We start from the raw sequence: 4,663 nt of genomic DNA, 5'->3' as shown, positions 1-4,663 counted from the left end.
TGCCCATCACCACGGTCGTCACCCCGTGCCAGGGCGAGATCGACATCATGCGGTCCCAGACCACCTGGGCGTCGTAGTGGGTGTGGATGTCGACGAAGCCGGGCGAGACCGCCTTGCCCGTGGCGTCGATGGTCCGCGCTGCGGCGCCCGGCGCATCGCCCAGCGCGACGACCTTGCCGCCCTTGATACCGACATCGCCGCGATAGCCAGGCTTGCCGGTGCCGTCGACGATCGTGCCGCCGGTGATCTTCAGATCGTAGTCCATGTCGTGTCCTTCCTCGTCCGGTCTGCGTCGCGCGGGCATCGCCGTATGGGCGGGCCGCCGCGACGCGGCGCCCGCCGGTCGCCCCTATTCCGCCGCCATGCGGGCCGCGGGCGTGTCGAGTTCGAGCTGATACAGCTCGGCGACGTTGTCGTGGCAGATGCGGTTGCGCTGGTGCTCGGTCAGATTCTTGGTCTGCTCGGCCAGCACGTCCTGCGACCACGGCCACGTCGAATCCGAATGCGGAAAGTCGCTGGCCCACATCAGCCGGTTCACGTTGACCATATCGACCGTCTGGAACGCGATATAGTCGTCCTGGAACGTCGTATAGATGTTGTCGCGGAAGTAGTCGCTGGGCATGCGGTCGAGCGGCGGCGCCTTCATCCAGTAGCGGTGCCGCTTATAGGCGTGGTCCATCCGATACATGTAGTGCGGCACCCAGCCGGCGTCGGCCTCGACGCAGACGACCTTGAGATCGGGGTGCCGGTCGAACACGCCGGAGAAGATCAGCATGCCGATGATGTCCTGGTTCCCCCGGATGATCGACATGAAGGTGTTGATCTTCGGCCCGCGCGTGCCGCTCTGGATCGAGCCGACGGAATCCGTCTTGCTGGTCAGGATGTGGAACGACAGCGGCAGCTCCAGTTCCACCGCGGCGCGCCACACCGGGTCCCAGACCGGGTCGTCATAATCCGGCCCTTGCGGAATGCCGGTCATCATCACGCCCTTGAAGCCCATTTCCTTGATGGTCTTCAGCTCCTCGACACCCTCGGCCGGGTTGCGCATGGTGGTCTGCGCCATGCCAACCAGGCGCTTCGGGTTCTCGCCGCAATATTCCTGGAGCCAGCGGTTATAGGCGTCGAAGCACGCCTTCTTGAAGTCGTAGTCGGGGTGGTTGCACAGCATCATGCCGACGGACGGGTAGATGATCTCGGCGCCGACGCCGTCCTTGTCCTGGTCGGCCAGCCGGAACTTCGGGTCCCAGCCGGAGCGCCACAGGTCGTCGAACGACGCGCCGCTCATGCGCAACTCCTTGGGATCCTTGCCGGCGGCGGCGATCAGCGCCATCGGGATCTTGTCCTGGAGCCCTTCGATCACGAAGGTCGCGCCGAAGCCTTCGACCTCCTGGATGCGCGGGGCGCGCTCACGCCACTTCGGATCGATGTAGTCGACGTAGCAGTTCGGCGGCTCGGTGATGTGCGAATCCGCGGAAATCGGGGTTTTGAGCATTGTTTTCCTCCCTTATCCGGCTTCTGGTTTGACGCCAGTATAGCACGGAGCGCCCCGTCAAACGAGCGTCCGTTCAGGCGGCGTGGCGCACGGCGCCCGGCCGCCTGAATGCCGGCGCAAATACTATGGCGGCGAACGATGTGGCTGTCGAGCCGTCGCGCCGGCCGCCACGATTCGGCGCCGAGGCGCCGCACCGCGAAACGCGCCCGGGGCCGCGGCGTCCGCCGGACCGCCTGTGGCCGGTCCTATGGCCACTTGGCGACCGGCGGCAGCGACATCAGAATCGCGTCCGTATTGCCGCCGGTGCGTATGCCGAACTGGGTGCCGCGGTCGAACAGCAGGTTGAATTCCACATACCGCCCGCGCCGCACGAGCTGATATTCGCGCTGTTCGTCGGTCCAGGGCGCGTCCATATGCCGGCGCACGATCCCCGGATAGGCGGCCAGCAGTGCCCGGCCGACATCCTGGGTGAAGGCGAAGTCCGCGGCCCAGTCACCCGAATCGAGGTAGTCGTAGAAGATGCCGCCGACACCGCGCGCCTCCTGTCGGTGCGGCAGGTAGAAATACTCGTCGCACCAGGCCTTGAACCGGGCGTAATAGTCCGCGCCGTGGCGGTCGCAGGCTTCCCGCAACGCGCCGTGGAACGTCTCCGCGTCCTGGGCGTCCGGATAGGTCGGCGTCATGTCCGCGCCACCGCCGAACCACGCCTTGGCGGTGACGATATGGCGCGTGTTCATGTGCACGGCGGGCACCAGCGGCGAGCAGGGGTGCGCCACGACCGAGATGCCCGAGGCCCAGAAGCGCGGATCGCGGTCGGCGCCGGGGATCTGGGCGCGGAACGCCTCGGAAAATGTGCCGTGGACGGTCGAAACGTTGACCCCGACCTTTTCGAACACGCGCCCGCGCATCACCGCCATGACGCCGCCGCCCGCGTCGCGGCCATCCTCTTCCGGGCGGCGCCAGGGCGTGCGCACGAAGCGGCCCGGCGCCCGGTCCGCATTCGGACCGTCCGCCTCGTCCTCGATCCGCTCCAGCGCGGCGCAGATGGAATCGCGCAGGGCCCGGAACCACGTCTCGGCCTCGCGTCGCCGTTCTTCCGCGGAGGGCGCCCCCGACGCCTCGGCCATACGGTCTCCCTGACGCGCCCGCACGCTGCGGCGACCGGCCGCACGAACGGCGGGGCACGGCCGACCCCATATCAGCGCCGAACGGTTCCGCCAAGCATGGATCGACCGCCGCGGCCCGGCGGCATTTTCCCCCGGGCCGGAGGCGTCGCGGGCAAAGTGAAGCGCAATGCCGGTCCACACTGGACAAGGCTTGCGTCAAATGCCACAAGAGCGGCCGTCCGAATCCGGGCCGGCGCCCGCGCCCGCGGGACCATCAACGCATTCGAGACCGGGCAGCTCAGCCGCCAGACTGTCGGAGCGTGCTGTTCGTCCCTGCCAGGGAAGAGGAATACATCGTGGCGCACACTGCGGACCAGCCGACAACCCGACGGGACTTTCTCTATATCGCCACGGCAGCCTTCGGCGCCGTCGGGGCCGCCGCCGCCGTGTGGCCCCTGATCGACCAGATGAACCCGGACAAATCGGTGCTGGCGCTGTCATCGACCGAAGTCAACATCTCGGCCGTGCCGCCCGGGCAGCAGATCGTCGTCAAGTGGCGCGGCAAGCCGGTCTTCATCCTGCACCGCACGCCGGAGCAGATCGCCGCCGTCGAGAAGGAAGACTGGCGCAACCTGCGCGATCCCCAGCCCGATGCCGAACGCGTGAAGCGCCAGCAATGGCTGGTGATCATCGGCATCTGCACGCATCTCGGCTGTGTGCCGAACCGCGAATCCGACGGCAGCGGCTGGCTTTGCCCCTGCCACGGTTCCGTCTATGACAATTCCGGCCGTAGGACTGCCGGGCCGGCGCCGCTGAACATGGCGGTTCCGCCCTACAAATTCGAGTCCGACACGACCGTCCTGATCGGTTAGAGGTAGCCATGGCCCACGCGCACGGATTGCCGGAAGGCCCGTCTTACGAGCCGAGCAACGGCTTCACCCGCTGGCTCGACGCACGGCTGCCGATCCTGCGGCTCGCCCATAGCTCGGCGATCGTGTATCCGACCCCGAAGAACCTGAACTACTGGTGGACCTTCGGCGGCATCCTGACGTTCTTCCTGGCATTTCAGATCGTCACCGGCATCGTCCTGGCGATGCACTACACGCCGACCGCCGACGGCGCGTTCGCCAGCGTCGAGCACATCATGCGCGACGTGAACTATGGCTGGCTGCTGCGCTACGCCCACGCCAACGGCGCGTCGTTCTTCTTCATAGCGGTCTACATCCACATCTTCCGCGGCCTCTATTACGGCTCGTACAAGGCCCCGCGCGAGATCCTGTGGATACTGGGCGTGCTGATCTACCTGCTGATGATGGCGACCGCCTTCATGGGCTACGTGCTGCCGTGGGGGCAGATGAGCTTCTGGGGCGCGACCGTCATCACCAATCTGTTCAGCGCCGTTCCGCTGGTCGGAGAACCGATCGTCCACTGGCTGTGGGGCGGCTATGCCGTCGGCGCGCCGACGCTGAACCGGTTCTTCAGCCTGCACTACCTGCTGCCGTTCATCATTGCCGGTGTCGTCGTGCTGCACATCTGGGCGCTGCACGTGCCGGGCAACAACAACCCGGCCGGCATCAGCGTGAAGGACGAGCAGGACGTGGTGCCGTTCCATCCGTTCTACACGGCGAAGGACGCCTTCGCGCTGTCCGTGTTCCTGATCGCCTTCGCGCTCATCGTCTTCTACGCGCCCAACGTGCTCGGGCACCCGGACAACTACCTCGAAGCCAACGCGATGCACACGCCGCCGCACATCGTGCCGGAATGGTACCTGCTGCCGTTCTACGCGATCCTGCGCTCCGTGCCGGATAAGCTGGGCGGCGTCATCCTGATGTTTTCCGCCATCGGCGTCCTGTTCCTGATGCCGTGGCTGGACACGTCGAAGGTGCGGTCGGGCCGGTTCCGCCCGATCTACAAGCAGGTATTCTGGCTGCTGGTGATCGACGTGCTGGTGCTGGGCTATGTCGGCGCGCATCCGCCGCTGGGCGCCTATATCCTGATCGGCCGCCTGGCGACGATCTATTACTTCCTGCACTTCCTGGTGCTGATCCCGCTCATCGGGCTGTTC

At 66.4% G+C, this 4,663-nt stretch carries 5 protein-coding genes; 2 read left to right on the top strand and 3 right to left on the bottom strand.

Annotation, left to right across the window (positions count from 1 at the left end; translation table 11 throughout):
* The 3 genes from VHB27_RS23205 to hemF all read right to left on the bottom strand — a co-directional run.
* Window positions 1-265 (bottom strand): amidohydrolase family protein (locus tag VHB27_RS23205; protein ID WP_325605089.1); only part of this gene is annotated, 265 nt, incomplete at its 3' end.
* Window positions 266-349: 84 nt separating this feature from the next.
* On the bottom strand, window positions 350-1,492 hold the full coding sequence (locus VHB27_RS23200) for an amidohydrolase family protein (protein WP_325605087.1): 1,143 nt from the start codon (window positions 1,490-1,492) through the stop codon (window positions 350-352).
* Window positions 1,493-1,737: 245 nt separating this feature from the next.
* Complete coding sequence (hemF, locus tag VHB27_RS23195) at window positions 1,738-2,619, bottom strand: oxygen-dependent coproporphyrinogen oxidase (RefSeq protein ID WP_325605085.1); 882 nt, start codon at window positions 2,617-2,619, stop codon at window positions 1,738-1,740.
* Window positions 2,620-2,954: 335 nt separating this feature from the next.
* Here hemF and petA point away from each other — a divergent pair, with 335 nt between their 5' ends.
* Window positions 2,955-3,470 (top strand): ubiquinol-cytochrome c reductase iron-sulfur subunit, encoded by a 516-nt coding sequence (petA, locus tag VHB27_RS23190; RefSeq protein ID WP_325605083.1) that lies wholly within the window; start codon window positions 2,955-2,957, stop codon window positions 3,468-3,470.
* 8 nt (window positions 3,471-3,478) lie between these two features.
* On the top strand, window positions 3,479-4,663 hold a 1,185-nt coding region (locus VHB27_RS23185), incomplete at its 3' end, for a cytochrome b (RefSeq protein WP_325605081.1).

Source organism: Rhodopila sp., assembly GCF_035548235.1.
Lineage (GTDB): Bacteria > Pseudomonadota > Alphaproteobacteria > Acetobacterales > Acetobacteraceae > Rhodopila.
This window is presented reverse-complemented; position numbering and strand designations above follow the sequence as displayed.

What these genes read in the sequence shown, in the direction of transcription:
- VHB27_RS23200 (WP_325605087.1), bottom strand. Translation starts at nt 1,492, where the DNA reads ATGCTCAAAACCCCGATTTCCGCGGATTCGCACATCACCGAGCCGCCG.
- hemF (WP_325605085.1), bottom strand. Translation starts at nt 2,619, where the DNA reads ATGGCCGAGGCGTCGGGGGCGCCCTCCGCGGAAGAACGGCGACGCGAG.